Below are 19,475 nucleotides of genomic sequence, written 5' to 3'. Positions count from 1 at the left end.
TCATTGACAAGCCTCACAATCAGGATTGTCAATTGAACATGCCATTGGCACTGGTGCTGCTTGTTCAAAGCCTTCTTCTGACGCTGCTGCTTCAGGTTTAGCTTCTTGAGCAACTGCTGCTACTGGTGCTGCAACTGTCGCAGGTTTAACTGCATTCAATGCACCAGTATTAATGGTTGATTTCTCAGCCGATGTTGCACCTAAAGCACGCAGGTAATACGTCGTTTTCAGACCACGTAACCAAGCCATCTTATAGGTGATGTCCAGTTTCTTACCATTTGCACCAGAGATGTAAAGGTTCAGTGACTGTGCCTGATCAATCCATTTCTGACGACGTGACGCAGCATCCACAATCCAGCGTGGCTCAACTTCAAACGCAGTCGCGAAGATGGCTTTCAGCTCTTCAGGAATACGCGAGATCTTTTGTACTGAACCTTCGAAGTGTTTCAGGTCGTTGACCATTACCGCATCCCATAGGCCGCGTTCTTTCAATGCACGTACCAGGTAAGGGTTGATCACAGTGAACTCACCAGACAGGTTCGATTTCACATACAGGTTCTGGAAGGTTGGCTCAATCGATTGAGACACGCCACAGATGTTAGAAATAGTTGCTGTTGGTGCAATGGCCATCACGTTCGAGTTACGCATACCGTCTTTTTGAACTTTGGCACGTAAAGTGTCCCAGTCCAGACGTTGGGTACGATCAACTTCAAACATGCGCTCAGGACGGGTTTTCGCTACCAGCTCTAAAGAGTCGATTGGTAAAATACCCTGATCCCATAATGAACCTTTGAAGGTTTCATAGGTGCCACGTTCAACCGCCAGATCACTTGAAGTTTGAATTGCGTAGTAAGAAATCACTTCCATTGATTCATCAGCAAAATCAACTGCTGCATCAGAACCGTAGGCGATGCCCATTTCGTACAGTGCATCTTGGAAGCCCATGATCCCCATACCTACCGGACGGTGACGCAGGTTCGAGTTTTTCGCCTGTGGTACCGCGTAGTAGTTGATGTCAATCACGTTGTCGAGCATACGTACCGCAGTTTTGATGGTACGTGCCAGTTTTTCATGATCCAGCTTGCCACCTTGAACGTGCTGTACCAGGTTAATTGAACCCAGGTTACAGACCGCGATTTCATCTTTGCTGGTGTTCAGGGTAATTTCTGTACACAGGTTAGATGAGTGCACCACGCCCACATGTTGTTGTGGTGAACGCAGGTTACATACGTCTTTGAATGTAATCCACGGATGGCCGGTTTCGAACAGCATCGACAGCATTTTGCGCCATAAGTCTTTGGCACGTACTTTCTTATGCAGCAGGTTCTGCTCTTTCGCTACCGCTTCGTAATGCGTATAGCGCTCAGTGAAGGCCTGTCCAGTCAGATCATGCAGGTCTGGTGTTTCAGATGGCGTGAACAGGGTCCATTCAGCATCTTCAAACACACGTTGCATGAATAAGTCCGGAACCCAGTTGGCTGTGTTCATGTCATGGGTACGACGACGGTCATCACCGGTGTTCTTACGCAGTTCCAGGAATTCTTCAATGTCTAAGTGCCAGGTTTCAAGATAGGCACACACCGCACCTTTACGCTTACCACCCTGGTTCACCGCAACCGCAGTATCGTTCGCGACTTTCAGGAACGGTACCACACCTTGTGATTTACCGTTGGTCCCTTTGATGTAAGAGTTCAGGGCACGAACTGGAGTCCAGTCATTACCTAAACCGCCTGCCCATTTAGACAGCATTGCGTTATCACGCATTGCGCCATAAATATCGTACAGGTCATCACCAATGGTGGTGAGGTAACAGCTAGATAACTGCGGACGTAGCGTACCTGAGTTAAACAGGGTAGGCGTAGAAGCCATGTAGTCGAAGCTCGACAACAAGTTATAGAACTCAATTGCACGTTCTTCTTTGTTGTCTTCGTTCAGCGCCAGACCCATAGAAACGCGCATGAAGAACAATTGCGGCAATTCGAAACGGATACCATCTTTATGGATGAAGTAACGGTCGAATAACGTCTGTAAACCAAGATACGTAAACTGGTTAGAACGTTCTGGCTGAATGGCAGCGGCCAGTTTTGCCAGATCAAAGTTCAGCAGGTCTTCTGACAGCAGCTCCAGCTCGATACCTTTTTTCAGGAAGGTTTCCAGAGCTTCGCCTTCAGGGGTTTCTACTGGTAGACCCAGGAACTCCAGGCCTGTTGCCACTAAGTCATTACACAGCAGGCGCGCAGTAACGTAAGTATAGTTTGGTTCCTGTTCAATACGGGTACGCGTCGCCATCATCATGGTGGTTGAGATGTCTGACTCTTTTACGCCGTTGTACAGGTTTTTCACGGTTTCATCGACAATGGCCTGAACATCAATGCCTTCAAGACCTTCAGCTGCAGTGGTGACGGTTGCTGTCAATGCACTTAAATCCAGTGGCTTTAACTGGCCCTGGCTGTCAGTGATCTGTAAGGTCGGATGATGGTTGGCACCCATCTGCTTACGTGCTTCAGAACGTTGTTCGCGATAGATGACATAAGCACGAGCAACTTTCTGTTCGCCAGTACGCATAAGCGCAAGTTCAACCTGGTCCTGAATTTCTTCAATGTGAATGGTGCCGCCTGATGGTAAACGACGCTTAAACGTGTTCAGAACCATTTCAGTCAGTTGTTCGATACGGTCATGAATACGGCTGGAATCGGCGCTTTGCTGACCTTCAACCGCCAGGAAAGCTTTACCAATCGCTACAGAGATTTTTTCTGCATCGAAAGGGGCCACTTCACCGGTGCGTTTAATCACCTGAAGTTGACCGGGTGTGGATGTGATTACGCTCATGTCAGCATAGCTCCATTGTCATCTATTGTTATGTTTATAGACCATTGAACCGGGCAAAAAATAGGCCACAGTGTTTGAGGAATAAACACAAGACTTAGTGGTTTAAAATTGAATTGAACACAAGATACGGGAAATTTTAGGGTAGATCAATATTGACTTTTCTTTAAAATTTTTGGCGTTTTTTGGATAAAATCTTTTGCAAAAAAATCCCCGATTTGTCCATTCGGCTATAAGCCTTATCGGACACGGGCATAGCATAACAAAGCCGGCATAATCTGCTTATAGATAAACTTGTGGATAACTAAAAATCTCTTTGAACAGTCAGTCACATTCTGATCAATGGCCAAAAGCTGCAAAAAAATTGTACATTTTAAAAAAGATTTATGTTGTTGAATTCATGGAATTCAGTTAAAAAGAGAAAAGTATAAGGAATTCAATAATTAATAAAAATATAACAAAAAGCTACTTTGATGTATCAGTTTAGTGAATAGCATCTTGTTTACAATGTAAACGTGTGTATATTGCAGAATATATTTCGACGTATCTCCCGGATTTTAAAAGGATAGAATACGTTTAATCAAATAAAGGGGCAGTTCATGAGCCAAGAAGAAAAGTTACCAAAAATTTTAATTGTTGAAGATGATGAGCGTCTGGCACGTTTAACCCAGGAATACCTGATCCGTAACGGACTGGAAGTGGGTGTTGAGCCAGATGGGAACCGTGCCATCCGCCGTATTATCGCGGAGCAGCCAGATTTAGTGGTGCTGGATGTAATGCTGCCGGGTGCAGACGGTTTGACCATTTGCCGCGAGGTTCGTCCACATTATCATCAACCGATTCTGATGCTCACTGCACGTACCGAAGATATGGACCAGGTTCTGGGTCTGGAAATGGGTGCAGATGACTATGTCGCCAAGCCGGTTCAGCCACGTGTTCTGCTGGCGCGTATTCGTGCCTTGCTGCGCCGTACTGACAAAGCCCCTGAAGATGAAGTGGCACAGCGTATCGAATTTGATGACCTGGTCATCGACAATGGTGGCCGCTCAGTAACCTTGAATGGTGAACTGGTCGATTTCACCAGCGCAGAATATGACCTGCTCTGGTTACTGGCTTCGAATGCTGGCCGTATCCTGTCGCGTGAAGATATTTTCGAGCGCCTGCGCGGGATTGAATATGACGGTCAGGACCGTTCAATTGACGTACGTATTTCGCGCATCCGTCCAAAAATTGGCGATGACCCGGAAAATCCAAAGCGTATTAAAACTGTACGCAGCAAAGGATACTTATTTGTCAAAGAAACGAATGGTATATAATCGTCGCGCGTATCTGATATAGGACGGTTTTTCGTGTTCAAACACAGCATATTCTTGCGGATTTATGCAGGATTGGTGATTCTGGTGGCATTGGTGGCCGTGTTTGGCTATCTGCTGGTTCAGATCATTAACTATCAGCGCGCGCAAGAATATCGTGAATCCCTGACCGATGGTATGGCTTATATCATTAGTGAAGGGGTGGCGCGACAACCCAATGAGCAGCAAAAGCAGGACTGGATTTCAGATGCCTCGGATTTGCTGGAACTGCCCATCTATTATATTGCTGCCGATAAGGTCGAGCTGTCACGGGCCGAACTGAAACGGATTAAAGAGCGCAAGGCTGCGGTACGTTACGATGCAGAAACGACCACAGCCTATATTATTATGGGCCTGAAAAATGACCCGGAACATTATCTGTATATCAAGGCCGATGAAATTACCGAACGGCAAATGAAGGCATTGCCGATCTTTATTCTGGATTATCTGGTCTATTTCCCGGGACAGGAAAAAGAATATCTGGCCCGTATCCAGGATCAGTTCTCTTATCCTATCGACATTCAGAACATTGCCGATTTACCGCTCGACTCCGAGCAAATTGGCCGTTTAAGGCTGGACCACAGCATTATCCTGTATCGGGATAATGCCAGCGTACGTGGCACCACCATCTCCATTATTTCACCAATGCCGAATTCACCATCCGAGGTGCTGGTACTTGGTCCGGTCCCGCTGTTTAACTGGATGCCATTCCAGCTGGCGGCCGGGATTACCTTGCTGAGTCTGTTTATTCTGAGTCTGGGCATTTATGGTCTGATTCTGCCGATGCAGCGCAAAATCCGTGAAGTAAATTTCGCCTTGAACCGTATGAAAACCGGCGATTTAAACCTGCGTTTACCCATTGACGGTTCAGATGAAATGGCCAGTCTGGCCTCCAGCTATAACAGCATGTCCGATCATATCCAGCGTTTAATTGAAGCCCAGCGCGAACTGATGCGCGCGGTATCGCATGAACTGCGTACCCCGGTGGCGCGGATTCGTTTTGGGATGGAAATGCTGGCCGAAGAAGATGATTATGAATACCGGATTCAGCAGCTGGACATGATTGATAAAGACATTGAAGCGCTGAATACCCTGATTGACGAGATCATGACCTATGCCAAACTGGAGCAGGGCATGCCATCGTTAGAAATTGAAAAAGTGGTGCTGTTTGATGTATTGGATCAGGTGGTCAATGAAACCGACGCACTGAAAACCGGTAAGGACATTCAGCTGCAAACCATGTCGACCAGTCTGGAAGTTGATGCCGAGCGCCGTTATTTACACCGCGTGGTGCAGAACTTGGTCGGGAATGCGGTGCGTTATTGTGACCACAAGGTACTGGTCAGTGGTGGCGTGACTGCACAAGGCGTGGCTTATGTCTGTGTGGAAGATGATGGGCCGGGCATTCCTGAAGAAGACCGGAGCCGCGTATTTGAAGCCTTTGCCCGTTTAGATGACAGCCGGACCCGTGCTTCTGGGGGGTATGGTCTGGGCCTGTCGATTGTTAGCCGGATTGCCTACTGGTTTGGCGGCAAGATTGAGGTGGATCAGAGCACCACTTTGGGCGGTGCACGTTTTATTATGTCCTGGCCGGCGCAGCGCTTTAGCAAGTCGCGTAAAAAGCAGGGCAATAAAGAAGGGCTGGAATCTTAAACGCTGCTTCAAAGATTCAGCTAAAGAACAGCAGCAAGGGGCGTTTGCTGTTCTTTGGTGGGATGGTTGGGGCAGAGGTTATCAGCCATTGTCACCATCCAAAATGGTCCGCGTACTCTCTTACTGTCCAGTCTTTGAATTGATCAATTAAGTTGCTAAAAAAATAGCCAGTGATGTCACTGGCTATTTTGTTTTTGCATGGAGCAATTATTGAGTCTGTTGTTTGTACAAGCGGTCTGCTTCATCAAAACGCTCAGTAATGCTGCTGCTTGGCGCTTTGCCCAGCAAGCTCACCACAATAATGGCAATGAACGAGCAGACAAAGCCCGGAATAATTTCATAGATACCGGTATCGCCCCAGACATTTTTCCAGAGAATCACCATCACCGCACCCACGATCATGCCGGCGAGTGCGCCATTTAAAGTCATGCGTTTCCAGAATAAAGACAAAATAATCAGTGGACCAAAGGCGGCACCAAAACCAGCCCATGCATAAGCCACCAGGCCCAGCACTTTCGACTCAGGATTACCGGCCATCCATATTGCCAGCAGGGCAATCAGTAATACCATTAAACGGCCAACCCAGACCAGCTCTTTTTGTGAGGCAGATTTTCGCAGGAACGATTTATAAAAGTCTTCAGTCAGAGTACTTGAACACACCAGCAGCTGACAGCTTAGGGTACTCATCACCGCAGCCAGAATTGCCGCCAGTACAATACCAGCCACCCACGGGTTAAACAGGATTTTGGTCAGCTCCATAAACACGGTTTCAGGGTTGGCATTCACCACCCCGGCCAGTTCCGGATGTTGCTGGAAGTAGGCAATACCAAAGAAACCGGCCGCCACCGCACCACCTAAACACAGGATCATCCAGGTCATGCCAATACGGCGTGCATTTGGAATTGACTTCACCGAATCTGCCGCCATAAAGCGCACCAGAATGTGCGGCTGACCGAAATAACCCAGGCCCCAGGCCAGTAACGAGATAATCGCAACAATACTTAAATCACCGACCAGATTCATGGCTTGCGGACGCGCAGCTTCCAGTGCCAGCGTCACTTGAGATAAATCAGAAAAGGTCAGCAGGGTGACAATAGGCGTCAGGATTAAGGCAAAGATCATCAGGCCAGCCTGAATGGTGTCTGTCCAGGACACCGCCAAGAAGCCGCCAATAAAAACATAGCTGATGGTGGCAATGGCACTGATCCATAAGGCCGTGCTATACGACATTTCAAACATACTTTCGAACAAGCGCGCACCGGCCACCATGCCAGAGGCACAGTAAATCGCAAAGAAAATCAGAATCACAAAGGCGGATACAATACGCAGCACTTTTTTCTGGTCATTAAAGCGATTGGAGAAATAATCCGGTAAGGTCAGGGCATTGTGCTGCACTTCGGTATGTACCCGTAAGCGGCCCGCAACCAGTAACCAGTTCAGCCAGGCACCAATAATCAGACCAATGGCAATCCACACCTCAGATAAACCGGACAGATAAATTGCTCCCGGTAAACCCATCAATAACCAGCCACTCATATCCGATGCGCCAGCAGACAGGGCCGTGACAAAGCTGCCTAAACGGCGGCCACCCAGAATATAGTCTGAAAAGTTGGTGGTTGCGCGATAGGCCATCAGACCAATCGCGATCATGGCGACAATATAAAACAGAAAGGTGATTAAGGTCGGATTTAGGGAGCTCATACGGTATCCATATAGTATGTTGGACAGTAAAGGACTTATGGCCTCAATGCGTTCCATGCAAATTCTTGATGGATACTCACAAGTCCTGAAAGATTCAAAAAATGAAGGCGAAATTTAACCATAATTTTGCATGAAATACTGATTTTTCTTTCAGGCAATAAAAATAGACAGCATCCAGGCTGTCTATTTTTGGCTAAAAAGGTGCTTAGTTTTGTCGGCCCATGACCCCACGAATGGTATTCAGAATATCGGCCGGTAATACCACCGTCTTGGCATTTGGCGACTTCGACATATCCTGCATGGCTTTCACATATTGTTCACCAAGCAGATAGGCCACCGGAATTTCTTTATCGCCGACTGCTGTCGTGACCATTTCAATAGCACGTTGCGAAGCTTCGGCCAGCACCACTTGTGCTTCGGCATCACGGCGTGAAGCTTCAAGACGGCCTTCGGCTTCCAGAATGGCTGCCTGTTTTTCACCATCGGCTTTGGTTACGGTGGCACGACGCTGACGTTCTGCTGCCGCCTGTTCTTCCATTGCTGACTGCATTGTGTTGGATGGTTTAATATCTTGAATTTCAACGGTTTTAAGGGTAATACCCCAGTCCGCAATATCATCTGAAATCGAGGCTTTTAAACGTGCCTTAATATGGTCACGTGAGGACAGCGCATCATCCAGATCCATTTCACCGACAATAGAACGCAACGAGGTTTGTACCAGGTTCTGAATGGCCCAAGAATAGTTTTCAATCCCGTACACCGCTTTTTCTGGCGTGGTCAGGTTAATGTAGGCCACCGCGTTCATGAGCAGAACGGCGTTATCGCGGCTGATGACTTCCTGAGATGGAATGTCCAGTACAATGTCTTTGGTGGTGACTTTATAGGCCACTTCATCGACATAGGGAATTACGAAGTTCAGACCCGGACTTAGGGTAGTGTGGTATTTACCCAAACGTTGCACAATCCATTTATAGCCTTGTGGAACAATACGCACCCCTTTAAAAATGGTGATGGCCACAAAGGCCAGCAGGGCTAAAACAATAATGGAGCCAGCATTCATTTTATATTACTCACTGTTTTTCGTTGTCATTCTGCAGGCTATGCAACTGCACAACCAGATCATTGCCAAGAATATCGACCACACGCACACGATCACCGACCTGCACCGGACTTAGAGTGCGGCAGTTCCATTCATCAGAACCGAGCACCGGCATCGGAAAACGGACTTTCACTTCGTCATGCTCCAGATTGGTCTGGATGACCATACCAATCTGGCCGATGGTGGCTTCCCGTGACAGGCCGGCTTTGGTTTTATCAATCGACAGCGGTTTAATAAATTTAAACCAGAGCAGGGTACACAGCACCGATAAAATGATCCACATCACCAGCTGCGTGGTGGTGCCCATCATCGGGAACAGCAGATATAAAACGCCCACCATCAGCGCGCCCACGCCAAACCAGAGCGCAGCAAAAGCCGGCAGCAGCAGCTCGGAAAGAATCAGCAAAATGCCTAAAACAAACCAGTGCCAAGGTTCAAGAACAAATTCCATACATCGACTCGTCGCGAATGATTGTAAAAAGAATCATTGATATAGATCAATCTGTATGCTGTTCAATGTAGCAGATGACAACCGACTTGGATATGAAAAAATCCCCGATGTTAAAATTTGGCTTTAGGTGGTGGCGCCAAAGCGGCTGGAGATTTTTTAAAGTCGCTGATGGCTTTTTCAATGGCGCGGATTTTCAGCTGGGCAGCTTTTTCACCTTCTAAAATGGTCTGGTTGCTGGCTTTTAAATCCAGTGTGCCAATATGACCAACTTTAGGCTGAATCACCACATTGGCCTGGCGCAGTTCTTCATGAATACTCTGCTGGCCCATAATGTTGATGGTCTGATCGAGCAGGCCCCACATATTCATGGGCGTATTACCGGTTGGACGCGCGGAAATATCCACCGCAATGACCAGATCGGCGCCCATATCTTTGGCAGTTTTGACCGGAATCGGGCTGACCAGGCCGCCATCGACATATTTGGTGCCAGCAATAGTCGCCGGCACAAACACATTTGGAATACTGCAGGAGGCACGTACCGCCTGACCGGCATTGCCTTTAATAAAGTCGGCTTTACGGCCATTGTCCAGACGGGTAGCGACTGCAGCAAAACGAATCGGGAACTGCTGGATGGCTTTGTTACCGACCTGCTGATTGACATAGTCCTGCAGTTTCTGGCCCAGCACAAAGCCCTGACGGTTCAGGGTTAAGTCGCGAATATCAGATTCTTTAAAGTTTAGGGCCAGTTGCTGTAACTGATACGGTGATTTACCACTGGCATACAGACTGCCGACAAAACTGCCGGCACTGGTGCCGGTTACAATTTTCGGTTTAATGCCGTGTGATTCTAAAACTTTCAGTACGCCAATATGGGCAAAACCTTTGGCACCGCCACCCCCTAAGGCAATGGCCACCACCGGTTCACGCGCCTGAATAGGCGTTGGAGTCACTGGGGTTTGTACCGCCCGATCACAGCCGGAAAGTGCCAGCAATAACAGGCCGGCTGTCGAAAATTGCAGTAATTTCATGATTCGATAGGAGATTAATTCAACAAAATATGCGCACATCTCAGCAAAAAAATACGGTTTTGGCTAGTCTTTGGGCCAGCGTTTTTGTAACGGCTTGGCCAGCCAGTGCGGATTTTTGGCAGAAAACTTGCCTTCATAATGCTGATAAATCGCGTCTAAATCCTGTTCATAATGCCCGGTCGGATGAAACACACCAAGAATATGAATGGTCTTATGCGCATAATCAAAAGAGAACATCACAATCGGAATTTGTGCGCCATAGGCAATATGATAAAAACCGCTGCGAATCTGCTCGGCCTGTTTGCGCGTGCCTTCCGGCGCCATGCCGACCCAGATCTGTTCACGTTGCCGGATAATTTCAATAATCTGCTGGGTATGGCCCTGCGGCGCATGGCGAATTACCGGCACCACCCCAATCCACTCCAGCAGCGGTTTTAACGGTGTATTAAACAGGGTATGTTTGCCAAAAATGGTGACTTTTAGCCCCAGTCCGAGCAAAGCAGCGAAGCCATGCCAGGCATCAATATTGGAGGTATGCGGGGATATAATTGCCACCGCTTTGGGAAGGTTGGGAAATTCGCCTTTCAGCTGCCAGCCTTGGGCCAAAAAGAGCGATTTAAAAAAGCCTCGACTCAGGGCGCTGCCGCGGCCAGGTACTTGATCAGGTAAAACAGGAAATTGCTTGGTCATTGTTTTTATGTATTATCCTACTGAAACTCAGCCAAGTTTTACAAAATATTGCGACTTTATTCAATGGGGAAGCAGAGCAAAAATACGCTTTTGTTTGAGCAGTTTTGCCTGGAGCCATCCGCTTGGCCTGAAATAAAAAGGAATGTCCGCTGCTATGCCGAATCTTTATCTGTTGCTGTTTTCCCTGTATTGGGCGCAAGGTCTGCCGGTGGGCTTTATGACCCATGCCTTGCCGGTGATCTTAAGGGCGCAAGGGGTATCGCTGGCGCATATTGGCGGTTTTGGCCTGTTAATGTTGCCCTGGTCGATTAAAATTTTCTGGGCGCCGTGGGTGGATCGCTTTGGCCGCAGCGCTCAGGGCCATTACCGTTCCTGGATTATTCCGACTCAGTTGCTGAGTGTCGTGGTGTTAATCGGGCTGTCATTTATCCCGATTCAGGCCCTGAATGAACCGCTGTATTTGTTTGGCTTTTTTTTCGGGCTGTTGCTGATGAATCTGGTTGGGGCCACGCAGGATATCGCCACCGATGGACTGGCGGTGAATATTTTAACTGGCCAGCAGCAGCACTGGGGCAATACCTTTCAGGTGATTGGTTCACGGCTGGGCTTTATTGTTGGTGGGGGCGCCATGCTCTGGGCTTTGGACTGGCTGCACTGGCAGGCCACGTTTCTGATGCTGGCACTGCTGGTATTTTTAAATACCTTGCCAATTTTACTGTATCGAGAACCGCAACATTCAGCCAAAACAGCGCAGAAGACCACGCCTTTTTCCTGGCAGGTCGTGCGCCAGTATCTGGGTTATTTTCGCCAGAGCCGCAGCTTGGCACTGTGGTTATGGGTGCTGCTCAGTTTTAAAATTGCCGATGGTCTGTCTGGTCCATTACTCAAACCGTTAATGGTCGATTTGGGCTTAAGTTTTTCCCAGATTGGTATTTATGTGACCATGCTAGGGGCGTTTGCGGCGTTACTGGGTGCAGGTGTGGCCGGCTTATTGCTCCGGGTGATGTCACGTGCTCAGGCTTTAGTGCTGTTTTCAGTGTTGAAAGTGCTGGCTTTAACTGCCTATAGCTGGCTGGCCTATCAGTATGAACAGCAGCAGGCGGTAGCGCTGTGGCTGATTTATCTGATTAATGCGCTGGAAGATGGTATTTCGGCGATGCTGCTGGTGGTGATGCTCACTTTGGTGATGCACTATAGCCGCAAACAGCTGGCCGGTACCGATTTTACTTTTCAGGTGGCGCTGATGGCTACCGTCAGTGGTGGGCTGTATAGCCTCAGCGGCATACTGGGCGATCAGCTTGGTTATGCACGCTATTTAATGATGATTAGCGGGATTGCGCTGCTGTGTCTGCTTCCGATTCTGGTCTGGGCCAGAAGCCTGCCCAAAGATGAGGCGGTTCAGCACAAATAAACCCTTAAAAAAGAAAAAAAGCGATCCTGGAGGGAATCGCTGGAGTCGTAACTGGTTTATTAAAAATAATGGCCTTCCACCTTGACCCACAGCCGTTTGCTGAATGAATAGTGGCTGTGCTGATGTTATACAGTGAGGAGGGCACTTTCTTGGAATTGACCCTGAATATGGGCAGGGAGTGGTGTGCGATCCCGATGACAAGCAGTGTAGTGGCTGTTTATGACATATTTAAGACAGATGCAGGCGCTGACGTGCTGACTGTCGAATTCCTGTTCAATCAACTCATAGATCGATGCTCCTGATCAGAAAGACTGACTTTTGAATAAGCAAGATACTCATCAGCTGGTTTGGTTTAGATATTCCATTTTTAGTGATGAATCCTGTGATCAACTCGTCAATGACAAGTGGCGTTGGCTAAATCACAACGTCAATCATGCTTCATGCTGGTGCAGCTAAAATTCGAGGCCAATCCATCCCGGTAGAAAACTTAACATACCTAGTAAGACCGCGAAAATTCCATGCTAAAGCTGAGCTAAAAAATCGGCCAGCGCCAGCAGAATCGCTGATCTACTTCTTCAATACCTCATGTTGTTGCCGGTTGATTTAAGCAAAGCGTCATCAGTTTTATAAGTCGCTGATCCAGCAGCCAGAAAACTGTTAGTACCGGACTTATAAAAAAGCATCACCATCGAACTGGAAACCAAGGTGGGTTTGGGCGGCAACGTCGTGATTGATCAGTACAACTTGATAAGTCGATGCACCGGACAAGTCATTATCAGGCCATCAGGCTGAATTATAACGCTCAAAAACCGCTCCAATCAGATACAAAAGCAATAAACAGTTGGAAGATTTGGTTTTGTCCTGCCGGCGCAGGTTACGGATGATCAAGGCTCTTTTGATGATGTGTTTTCAAGGTTGAAGAATGAAACGGAGTATTTTTGCAGCGACTGCACTTTTGAGTATGAATATGGCTTTTGCTGCCGAGGGCAGTCATTTTGACTGGAGCTATGCGGCACAGACTGCGCCGGATAAATGGAGCCAGTTAAAACAGGAATATCAGGCCTGCGCTGGCATGAATCAGGCGCCCATTAATATTGCCCAGACCACACCGGCGCAGTTGCCGCCGTTAAAACTGAACTATGCGGCCAAGGCCAAAACCATTGTGAATAACCAGCGCACGGTTCAGGTCAATTTTGAGCAGGGTAGCCATTTAGAACTGGACCAGAAAATCTTTGAACTCAAGCAGTTCCATTTGCATAGTCCAAGTGAAAACACCATTCAGGGGCAAAGTTTTGCGATGGAGATGCATCTGGTACATGCCACACCTGCGGGTGAGCTGGCGGTGCTGGCAATTATGTTTCAGGAAGGTCAGGAAAATCCGAAGCTGAAACAGCTGTGGCAGGAGTTACCGCAGCAACCCGGTGAGGCCATTATTTTAAACCATCAGGATGTAGCCGCGGCATTTTTACCGGAGCAACGGGATTATTATCGTTTTAACGGCTCTTTAACCACGCCGCCGTGTACCGAAGGCGTGCGCTGGATTGTCTTCAAACAGATTCAGCAGGCCTCGAGACAGCAGATTCAGGCTTTTTCACAGCTGATGGAACATCCGAATAACCGGCCGGTACAGCCGACCAATGCACGTCTGGTGCTGGAGTAATCGAATATGAAAAAAAGCAGATCGTTTGATCTGCTTCTTAATTTAGGGTGTTCGTATGGATTAATGCAGGATTTTATCCAGGAACTGCTGGGCACGTTCACCGCGCTGGGTATTAAAGAATTCATCTTTGGTGCAGTCTTCGACAATCTTGCCCTGATCCATAAAAATCACCCGGTTGGCGACTTGACGGGCAAAGCCCATTTCATGAGTCACACACATCATGGTCATGCCTTCACGCGCCAGCTCGACCATCACGTCCAGTACTTCGGTAATCATTTCCGGGTCCAGCGCCGAGGTTGGTTCATCAAACAGCATGGCAATCGGGTCCATACTTAAGGCCCGGGCAATGGCAACCCGCTGCTGCTGCCCACCAGAGAGTTGCGCCGGAAATTTGTTGGCCTGCGAACTTAAACCAACCCGATCCAGATAGGCCAGCCCTTTCTGTTTGGCTTCAGCTTCCGAGCGGCCCAGTACCTTGACCTGGGCGATGGTCAGGTTTTCGGTAATGCTTAAATGCGGAAACAGCTCGAAATGCTGGAACACCATGCCAACACGGCTGCGCAGTTTGTTCAGATTGGTTTTCGGATCGCTAATTGAAATCCCATCAACCAGAATCTGGCCTTTTTGAAACGGTTCCAGACCATTTACGGTTTTAATCAAGGTCGATTTTCCCGAACCCGATGGTCCACACACCACCACCACTTCTCCCTGACGAATCTGGGTGCTGCAATCGGTCAGGACCTGAAAATCCTTATACCATTTGCTGACATTCTGGAGGTCAATCATAATCTTGGGTTCGGTCATACCGTCAGCCTCCTTTGTAGTTTTTTCACTGCATAGGTGGCGATTAAACTCACGCTAAAATACACCAGCCCGGCAAATAGAATATATTGGGTCAGCAGCGCCATTAAATCGCCGCGGACATAATTGGTGCGGAAGAAATCCAGCAGGCCAATGGCATAAACCATGGTGGAGTCCTGAAACAGGATGATGGTCTGCTGTAACAGCAGCGGGGTCATTTTGCGAAAGGCCTGCGGTAAGATAATCAGCCGCATCGACTGGCCATAAGTCATGCCCAGCGCATAGGCAGCCGCAGTCTGGCCTTTGGGAATGGACTGAATCCCGGCACGGACAATTTCAGAAAAGTAGGCCGCCTCAAATAGCATAAAGGCCACGATACTCGACACCAGTGCAGTATCAATGGTCAGGTAATTCCCGGTGAGGGCGGTGTAGAAAAATGGTACCGCAAAATAGAACCACATTAGCACCAGCAGCAAGGGAATCGAGCGGAACAGATTGACATAGCCTTGTGCAAACAGATTCAGTACGCGAATAGAAGACAGGCGCATTAACGCCAGCAGGGTGCCAATTAGAATACCGCCAATGGTCGCCATGACCAGCACTTTTAAGGTAATGGTAAAACCATGCCATAGCGCTGGCCCGGACAGTTGTAAATCATTTAAAAATGCAGTGAGCCATTCCATTATTTTTCTCCTGCAATCAGGCCGGGAACACGTAAACGTTTTTCCAGCAGGTTCATGCCCTGAATGAGGCAAATATTAATCACAATAAAAATAACGGTGACAATGGTATAAATTTCAATGGTGTTTTGCGTGTACTCACTGATGGTTTTCATTTGCGAGATAATTTCCGCCACCCCGACCAGAGAGGCGACCGAGGTGTTTTTAACGCAGTTGGTCAGCTCCGAGCTTAACGGCGGCAAAATAGTGCGAAATGACTGCGGTAAAATTACATAGCGATATAACTGCGCGGTACTAAAACCCATGGCATAACCGGCATTGATCTGTCCGCGTGGCAGGGCTTCAATACCGGTGCGCACCTGTTCACAGACCCGCGCCGCGGTAAACAGTCCCAGTCCAATACTGGCTGAAATCAGCGCTGAAGTATGCGCGCCTAGATCATTCATCCACCAGCTTTTGATGGGCGCTGGCAGGAAATTGGGCACCACATAGAACCAGATAAACAGCTGGATCAGCAGCGGTACATTACGAAAAATGGTGACATAGGCGGTGCCAATCGTGCGGGCGGTTTTGCTGGGCAGGGTTCGCATAATCCCCAAAATGCTGCCCAGTAGCATGGCAATACTCCAGGCCACAATGGCAATCACCAGCAGCCAGCCCAGACCGGCGAGAATCCAGTGCAGATAGGTACTGTCGCCAATGCCGGTAGACTGAAACAGGACACCCCAGTTCCAACTATAATTCATACGTCCTCCTCAAAAACTCAGGTAAAGCATCCGTGTTTACCTGAGCCGGTTTATGTTGGAGTGTTACTGATCACGATCGTGCGGATTGGCAATCAGGTCTTTCAGCTGATCGGACATTTCAAAGTTCAGGTTGATGTTCTTCGGTGGAATTGGCTGCTGGAACCATTTGTTATACATCTGGTTGATTTCACCCGAGCTATAGGTGGCTTTAATGGCATCATCCACCACCTGTTTAAATTCAGTATCGCCTTTACGCAGCATACACCCGTAAATTTCCTGAATTGGCGCCGTACCGACAATCACCCATTTGTCTGGATCGGTGGCTTTGGATTTTTCACCGGCCAGCAGAATATCATCCATCATAAAGGCAGCGGCGCGGCCACTTTGTAGCATCAAGAAGGATTCGGCATGGTCTTTGGCTGAAATAATTTCGCCAATACCGAGTTCTTTTTCATGCTGGCGGATATAACGTTCAGAAGTGGTACCGGCGGTGGTGACCAGTTTTTTGCCTTTTAAGTCAGCAAAATCCTGAATACCGGAATCTTTGGCCGTAAGTAAACGTGAACCCACCTGGAAGAAACCGACCGAGAAAGCCACTTGCTGCTGGCGTTCCTGATTGTTGGTGGTCGAGCCACACTCTAAATCGACCGTCCCGTTAGAGACCAGTGGAATCCGGTTCTGGCTGGTAACCAGGTTATAGCGGATTTTCAGATCTGGCATCTCCAGTTTCTGTTTTAGCGCTTCCACCACTTTCAGTTGCAGGTCATGCGCATAACCGACCGGCTGATTTGGCGTATCGGCAATATAGGAGAAGGGAATGGATGAGTCACGATAACCCAGCACAATGGTGCCGGACTTTTTGATTTTCTCTAAGGTGCCCGAACTCGAGGCAGCGGCATTGGTGTTGCTATTGGCATCAGCTGGAGCTTTATTGTCACTACAAGCACTGAGGCCAAGCATGAATGCGCTGGCACAAAACAGGGAGGTGAGGGTGTGTTTAGAGGTCATGTACAAAACTCCTTTTGTATTGATTATTGGTCATTTGCTGTTATTCATGGCAATTCCAATCCTGGAACTGATTTATCAGGTAATGAAGCAAATGAGATTGTTTTAATTATCTCTGCACAACGGCATAGCTTCATCTTAAGCGAGATTTCCAGCATTGCTCAAGCGAAATTTTTAACCGTTTTGTTAATGATAAATCGTTATGAAATAACCACTTTTTAGATAAATAGCAGCAAAAAGCATGAATAAAATACAGCAGGAACTGTGCCAGTCTTGGGCCATTAAAGACCAAGATATGACCAAAGTTGAGATAAAAAGTTAGGCGAAGGTAGATGAACCGGCACAGAGATTTAAATCACGCGATTAATCTACCCGCAGGGTATTGATGGCTTCAGTCCAGTGACAGCTGTCACAACGCGGGCAGATCTGCTCGGCACTTTGCAAAAAATCGGTATAGCCACAGTATACGCAGGCGTAATGGGTATGCGGTTTGACTTCGGTAATTTCCTGACAGGCTTTGGGAAACAGGGGCAAACCGTAACGCACCTGATCATTGGAAAAAAACAGGATGCTAAACTTGCCATCATTTTCGAGTAAACCGACTCGTACCTGTCCCAGATGTTCGACCCCTTGCTGGCGCATTTCGGCAAAGAATTCATCGTGCGACATTTTACCGCGTTTAATCTTTTCTAAGACCAGCTCGCCATCTTCGACAATATACAGCGACTTGCCTTCCAGCAGATCTTCAAAGGGCTGGTATTTCATCATTAACCAGGTCACCAGACGATACAGGAAAATCACGATGCTCATGATTAGCAGGGCCTGAATCAGCGGCAGATCTTCGGTGAACATCGGGTCGCCGGCAATTGAACCCAGCGATAGAATAATCGCCAGTTCAAAAATTGACAGCTGGCGCACACCACGTTTTCCAGTCAGACGTAAAAAGATAATGATCATGCTGAACATGAGGATGGCACGCACGCTAATTTCAGCAGCAAAAGCCCAAGTGGTGTCATGAATAAAAATACTGGCCCAATCCATGTGAATGTCCTTTTTATAATCTGTTGGTCTTTGTTGATACTATGCATGAATTGCGGCGGCTGAATGTTTATAGTTGCGTAATGAACTGCAATGATTTGAGTGACTTGGTTAATTCAAAAAATTACCTGATCTGAAGCCATGTAATGTTAAGGCTTATTTGCTCAGGATTTTGCTTTGCTTCAGTTTTACTGAGATGAGTCAAAAAATACTTTCACATAAATCAGGTATAATTTCTCTTTTGCTTTTATCTTCCCTATGCCTTTTGCGCTGAAAACCATGCCAAACATGGTGCTTGAAGTCTCACCACAGCATCAGAAGCTGAATCGTTTAATTGATGAGATTGAACAGCAGAAACAGTTATTGCTTGCATGGCAACATGCCCAAGATGACATTCGTGCCTATAGTCAAAAGGCGCTGATGCCTGCGTATCGTGAGTTATATAGCACTTTGTATGAACAGATGAAGACACTTTGGAATGGTCTAAGTAGTTATAGTTTCACGAAATCAAATACAGCATTGGTGGAAGATAAAATCCAAACTTTAGCACGGTTACTACAAGGTTCACATTTGCTGAGTCAAAAGCAGTTAGATGAAGTGGAAAAAATGCATGTCTATTATCAGCAGGCAGATGAATACAGCAAGAAAAAAAACAAGAAGAAAAATATAGACACTTTTGATGAGCCTGAAACTGAAACAGTCCAAGCCGATGATGTATTTGAAGATTGGAATAATGATCAATACCAACAAGCACGTGAGCAAGCCAAGTTAAAACGTCAGCAAGAAAAACAAGCGCAAGCTGAAAAGATGGTGAATCAATCACTCAAAACTGTGTATCTCAAGATTGCTTCCATCATTCACCCTGATCGTGAGCCCGATGAAGCTAAAAAAGAGGAAAAGACCGAGCTTTTACAACGTGCCAATGAAGCATACGAACAGGAAGATTTATTCTTTTTACTGAAACTTCAGCTTGAAGTTGAGCAAAGTAAAAACGGTTCACACAAAGGTTTAAGCACAGAACAATTCAAGTTTTACCAACAGGCGTTAGAAGCACAAAGCCAGTCCTTAAAACAGCAGATGCAGGAATTGATTAACTCGCTTGTATGGTCAAATAAAGCCAAAATTGCGGTGCAAAAGTCCAAAGGGCAGCTCAATATTGAGCAGTTGTATAAACAGATTGATGCGGATGTGTCGAACGTGAAGCATCAGTTAAAAGCGGAGAAGCAACGGCTGAGTTTTATGGGGAAAGAGAGTGGGCTAGGGATGTTGTTGGAGCATGGGGTTTTGTAAAGAATATAGTTTTTTTGAACTAAGCAAAAAGTTTGTATGCTATT

At 47.3% G+C, this 19,475-nt stretch carries 17 protein-coding genes; 6 read left to right on the top strand and 11 right to left on the bottom strand.

What is annotated here, in order from left to right; all coding sequences use genetic code 11:
- Entirely contained in the window at window positions 1–2,829 is a 2,829-nt protein-coding gene (locus FTU50_RS04610; protein ID WP_180054474.1) for a ribonucleoside-diphosphate reductase subunit alpha, read from the bottom strand.
- A gap of 596 nt (window positions 2,830–3,425) precedes the next feature.
- Between FTU50_RS04610 and bfmR the strand changes: the two genes are divergently transcribed.
- Together bfmR and bfmS are read left to right on the top strand one after the other, a co-directional pair.
- Window positions 3,426–4,142, top strand: a complete 717-nt coding sequence (gene bfmR / locus FTU50_RS04605; RefSeq protein WP_005176018.1) for a response regulator transcription factor BfmR — start codon at window positions 3,426–3,428, stop codon at window positions 4,140–4,142.
- 33 nt (window positions 4,143–4,175) lie between these two features.
- Window positions 4,176–5,831, top strand: coding sequence for a sensor histidine kinase BfmS (gene bfmS, locus FTU50_RS04600; RefSeq protein ID WP_045795835.1), 1,656 nt, complete (start codon window positions 4,176–4,178; stop codon window positions 5,829–5,831).
- Window positions 5,832–6,038: 207 nt separating this feature from the next.
- Here the strand turns inward: bfmS and putP are convergent, their stop codons facing one another.
- The 5 genes from putP to FTU50_RS04575 form a co-directional block, all read right to left on the bottom strand.
- Complete coding sequence (gene putP, locus FTU50_RS04595) at window positions 6,039–7,532, bottom strand: sodium/proline symporter PutP (RefSeq protein ID WP_075167564.1); 1,494 nt, start codon at window positions 7,530–7,532, stop codon at window positions 6,039–6,041.
- Window positions 7,533–7,737: 205 nt separating this feature from the next.
- A complete protein-coding gene (locus FTU50_RS04590) occupies window positions 7,738–8,592 on the bottom strand; it encodes an SPFH domain-containing protein (RefSeq protein WP_005176027.1) in 855 nt (284 codons plus the stop codon).
- Between the two features lie 10 nt (window positions 8,593–8,602).
- Window positions 8,603–9,082: an NfeD family protein gene (locus tag FTU50_RS04585; RefSeq protein ID WP_005176030.1), complete on the bottom strand. Its 480-nt coding sequence runs from the start codon at window positions 9,080–9,082 to the stop codon at window positions 8,603–8,605.
- Window positions 9,083–9,192: 110 nt separating this feature from the next.
- Entirely contained in the window at window positions 9,193–10,110 is a 918-nt protein-coding gene (locus FTU50_RS04580; protein WP_016659878.1) for a patatin-like phospholipase family protein, read from the bottom strand.
- A gap of 63 nt (window positions 10,111–10,173) precedes the next feature.
- The gene (locus tag FTU50_RS04575) at window positions 10,174–10,800 is read right to left on the bottom strand and encodes a 1-acyl-sn-glycerol-3-phosphate acyltransferase (protein ID WP_005176034.1); all 627 of its coding nucleotides are present in this window, start codon (window positions 10,798–10,800) and stop codon (window positions 10,174–10,176) included.
- A gap of 154 nt (window positions 10,801–10,954) precedes the next feature.
- On the opposite strand from FTU50_RS04575, the gene FTU50_RS04570 reads away from it, so the two are divergent.
- Both FTU50_RS04570 and FTU50_RS04565 read left to right on the top strand, forming a co-directional pair.
- Window positions 10,955–12,211 (top strand): MFS transporter, encoded by a 1,257-nt coding sequence (locus tag FTU50_RS04570; protein ID WP_180046407.1) that lies wholly within the window; start codon window positions 10,955–10,957, stop codon window positions 12,209–12,211.
- 922 nt (window positions 12,212–13,133) lie between these two features.
- Complete coding sequence (locus tag FTU50_RS04565) at window positions 13,134–13,871, top strand: carbonic anhydrase (RefSeq protein WP_180046405.1); 738 nt, start codon at window positions 13,134–13,136, stop codon at window positions 13,869–13,871.
- A gap of 60 nt (window positions 13,872–13,931) precedes the next feature.
- Here FTU50_RS04565 and FTU50_RS04560 read toward each other — a convergent pair whose 3' ends face one another.
- From FTU50_RS04560 to FTU50_RS04545, 4 genes are all read right to left on the bottom strand, one after another.
- On the bottom strand, window positions 13,932–14,657 hold the full coding sequence (locus tag FTU50_RS04560; RefSeq protein ID WP_171304276.1) for an amino acid ABC transporter ATP-binding protein: 726 nt from the start codon (window positions 14,655–14,657) through the stop codon (window positions 13,932–13,934).
- 14 nt (window positions 14,658–14,671) lie between these two features.
- On the bottom strand, window positions 14,672–15,355 hold the full coding sequence (locus FTU50_RS04555; protein ID WP_005176046.1) for an ABC transporter permease subunit: 684 nt from the start codon (window positions 15,353–15,355) through the stop codon (window positions 14,672–14,674).
- Window positions 15,355–16,098 (bottom strand): amino acid ABC transporter permease, encoded by a 744-nt coding sequence (locus tag FTU50_RS04550; protein WP_005176049.1) that lies wholly within the window; start codon window positions 16,096–16,098, stop codon window positions 15,355–15,357. Before FTU50_RS04550 ends, FTU50_RS04555 begins: the two co-directional genes overlap by 1 nt.
- 63 nt (window positions 16,099–16,161) lie before the next feature.
- Complete coding sequence (locus FTU50_RS04545; RefSeq protein ID WP_104509882.1) at window positions 16,162–17,106, bottom strand: transporter substrate-binding domain-containing protein; 945 nt, start codon at window positions 17,104–17,106, stop codon at window positions 16,162–16,164.
- Here FTU50_RS04545 and FTU50_RS04540 point away from each other — a divergent pair.
- The gene (locus FTU50_RS04540) at window positions 17,092–17,325 is read left to right on the top strand and encodes a hypothetical protein (protein ID WP_158650840.1); all 234 of its coding nucleotides are present in this window, start codon (window positions 17,092–17,094) and stop codon (window positions 17,323–17,325) included. The genes FTU50_RS04545 and FTU50_RS04540 overlap by 15 nt on opposite strands.
- A gap of 141 nt (window positions 17,326–17,466) precedes the next feature.
- Here the strand turns inward: FTU50_RS04540 and FTU50_RS04535 are convergent, their stop codons facing one another.
- Entirely contained in the window at window positions 17,467–18,144 is a 678-nt protein-coding gene (locus FTU50_RS04535; RefSeq protein WP_016659883.1) for a DUF421 domain-containing protein, read from the bottom strand.
- Between the two features lie 255 nt (window positions 18,145–18,399).
- Between FTU50_RS04535 and FTU50_RS04530 the strand changes: the two genes are divergently transcribed.
- Window positions 18,400–19,431, top strand: coding sequence for a molecular chaperone DnaJ (locus tag FTU50_RS04530; protein WP_180046403.1), 1,032 nt, complete (start codon window positions 18,400–18,402; stop codon window positions 19,429–19,431).
- Window positions 19,432–19,475 lie beyond the last annotated feature (44 nt).

Source organism: Acinetobacter sp. YH12112, assembly GCF_013418945.1.
GTDB lineage: Bacteria > Pseudomonadota > Gammaproteobacteria > Pseudomonadales > Moraxellaceae > Acinetobacter > Acinetobacter indicus.
The sequence above is the reverse complement of the archived record's forward strand: the minus strand, read 5'-3'. Positions and strand labels throughout refer to the sequence as shown.